The sequence below is a fragment of the Streptomyces sp. WG5 genome, from assembly GCF_049974565.1.
Lineage (GTDB): Bacteria > Actinomycetota > Actinomycetes > Streptomycetales > Streptomycetaceae > Streptomyces.
In genome coordinates this window covers 1-2,855 of record NZ_JBNGGC010000100.1, presented here as the reverse complement: position 1 = coordinate 2,855, position 2,855 = coordinate 1, and the positions used below count along the sequence as shown (strand labels likewise).

Here is a 2,855-nt window from a genome sequence, read left to right as displayed (position 1 = left end):
ACCAGCGCCATCGGACACTCCCCCGACCGCAGCGCCTGCGCGGCCAGGTGCAGCGCCACCAGCGACGACGAGCACGCCGTATCGATCGTGACCGCGGGGCCCTGCAGACCCAGCACGTAGGCGATGCGCCCGGACACCACACTCTGCGAGCCTCCGGTGATCAGATGCCCGCCCACGTCATCCGTCGACCGGATGGCCACCTCGCTGTACCCCGACTGGAAGGCGCCGGTGAAGACCCCAACCGGGTTGCCCGCAAGCGACGTGGGATCGATCCCAGCGTGCTCGAGCGCCTCCCACGATGTCTCCAGCAGCAGCCGCTGCTGCGGATCGGTCGCCACCGCCTCACGCGGAGAGATCCCGAAGAACCCGGCGTCGAAATCCCCGGCGCCCTGCAAGAAGCCGCCCTCGGCCGTGACCGAGTTGCCCGCCTCGGAGCCGAGCAGCTCGTCCAGGTCCCATCCGCGGTCGGCGGGGAAGCCCGAGACCGCGTCCCGACCCTCGGCCACCAGGTCCCACAGCTCGTCGGGGCTGGAGACATCGCCCGGGTAGCGGCATGCCATGCCGACGATGACGATCGGGTCGTCGGTCACCGACACCACCGGCGGCAGGCTCATGTCCTGGACACGGCTGTCGCCGCTACTGCCGCTGTTACCGAGAAGACCGGCCAGGTAGTCGGCCAGCTCGACGATCGTGGGGTAGTCGAAGATCAGGGTGGCGGGCAGTCTCAGTCCCGTCACGGTCGCGAGCCGGTTGCGCAGCTCGACGGCTGTCAGGGAGTCGAACCCGAGTTCCTTGAGCGCCTGGCCGGTGTCGATCCGTGCGGGAGAACTGTGTCCCAGCACTGCGGCGACGTGCCCGCGGGCCAGGTCCAGCAGGAAGCGAGGACGCTCTTCTGCCGGTGTTGTCGCCCAGCGCTGGGCGAAGCCGTTCGGGTTCTCGCGGTCGGCCCCAGCCACCGGACGGACGACACCAGTGGTGACGAGCGACCGCATCATCGGCGGAAGACCGCCCCGGGCCCGCATTGCCGCCGCGTCCAGCCGGGTCAGTCCCAGCACCGGCACATCGGCATGCCAGGCACGATCGAACAGTTCCAGTCCCTGTTCCACCGACATCGGCGGCATGCCCGAGCTGGTCATCCGCTGGAGGTCGGCGTCAGACAGCGTGCCGGTCAGCCCGACCTCGGAGGTCCACGCACCCCAAGCCAGCGACACCCCGGGCAGACCCGACTGCCTGCGCCACTGCACCAGAGCATCCAGGAACACATTGGCCGCCGCGTAGTTGCCCTGACCCGGACCGCCGAGCATTCCGGCCAGCGACGAGAAGACGACGAACAGGGACAGGTCCATGTCCCGGGTCAGCTCATGGAGGTGCCAGACGGCGTCCACCTTGGGCGCCAGCACCCGGCTCACCCGCTCACCGGTCAGCGAGCCGACGACCCCGTCGTCCAGCACACCAGCGGTGTGCACGACGCCTGTCAGGGGGTGCTCCACGGGCACCGCCGCCAGCACCCCGGCCAGGGCGTCCCGATCAGAGACGTCACAGGCCACGACTGTGACCTGGGCCCCCAGCTCGGCCAACTCCTGGACCAGATCCTGGGCGCCTTCGGCCCCCTGACCGCTGCGGCTGGCCAGCAGCAGGTGCCGTACACCATGGGAACGCACCAGGTGCCGGGCCACCAAGCCGCCCAGGCCACCGGTACCACCGGTGATCAGCACAGTGCCGTCCACCGCGCCGACCTCGGCGGTGGGTGTGTACCGGGTCAGGCGGGGAGCGCGCACCGTGCCGCCCCGAAGGGCGAGCTGTGGCTCACCGGTCATGAGAGCGCGGGCAAGAGCGGTGAGGTCGAGGTCGGCATCGGACTCCACGTCGACCAGAGTGATTCGGTCCGGGTTCTCCGACTGCGCCGAGCGGACCAAGCCCCACACCGCCGCGCCGGGCAGGTCGAGCACCGGGTCGCTCTCACCGGTGCCGACGGCCGACCGGGTGAGAACGACCAGCCGTGTCCCGTCGAACCGCTGCTCGCTCAGCCAGCGCTGCATCTGCTCCAGCACCCACGCCGTGACGTGATGCGTCGGCTCCACGACCGGGCCGCCGAAGTGGTGGGGTACGGCCAGCACGACGCACCGAGGCTTCGACGAACCGCTCTCCACAGCCTTGGCCAAGCTGTACAAGTCGGCGTGGTCGGCTTGTTCCGCATTCGGCCCCACGACGACCCAGCCGTCGGTCTCGCGCGGATCCAGTGCGCTGCCTGCGTCCACATCGGACCACTCTGGCGCGAGCACAGCCGTATTATTCTGCGGCGCTGTGGCGAATTCACCGTCACTCAGAGGACGGGTCGACAACGAACCGATCGACAGCACCGGTGCTCCCGTGCTGTCAGCCACCTCAACACTGAACTCCTCCGCGCCGGTACGGTCCAGGCACACGCGCGCCTGGGTCGCACCCGTGGCCCACAGCACGACATCGCTGAACATGAACGGTACGCGCGCGGCCCCCATCGGCCCCTGATCCGCGAACATCGCCGCTTGCAGCACGGCGTCAAGCAGCGCCGGGTGGATACCGAACGCTCCCGCTTGCGCCCACTGCGCCTCGGGCAACTCGGCCTCGGCCCATACCCGCTCGCCCTGCGTCCAGGCGCGTGTCAGCCCTTGGAACACCGGGCCGTAGACCACACCCATGTCAGCGCCGATGTCATAGATCCCTGAAGTGTCGGCCACCGCCGCTTCCGCGGGCGGCCACGACGGCAGCGGCCGCTGAAGAGGTCCATCCGTGTTCGCTCCGCTGGTCAGGGCGCCGGTGGCGTGTCGGGTCCACTCCTCGCTGCCGTCCGGGCGGGCGTGGATGACGAGGGCCCA

At 69.8% G+C, this 2,855-nt stretch carries 1 protein-coding gene; it reads right to left on the bottom strand.

Annotated elements, in window-relative coordinates; all coding sequences use genetic code 11:
- On the bottom strand, positions 1–2,717 hold a 2,717-nt coding region (locus tag ACP4IX_RS35995), incomplete at its 3' end, for an SDR family NAD(P)-dependent oxidoreductase (RefSeq protein WP_426558830.1).
- Positions 2,718–2,855 lie beyond the last annotated feature (138 nt).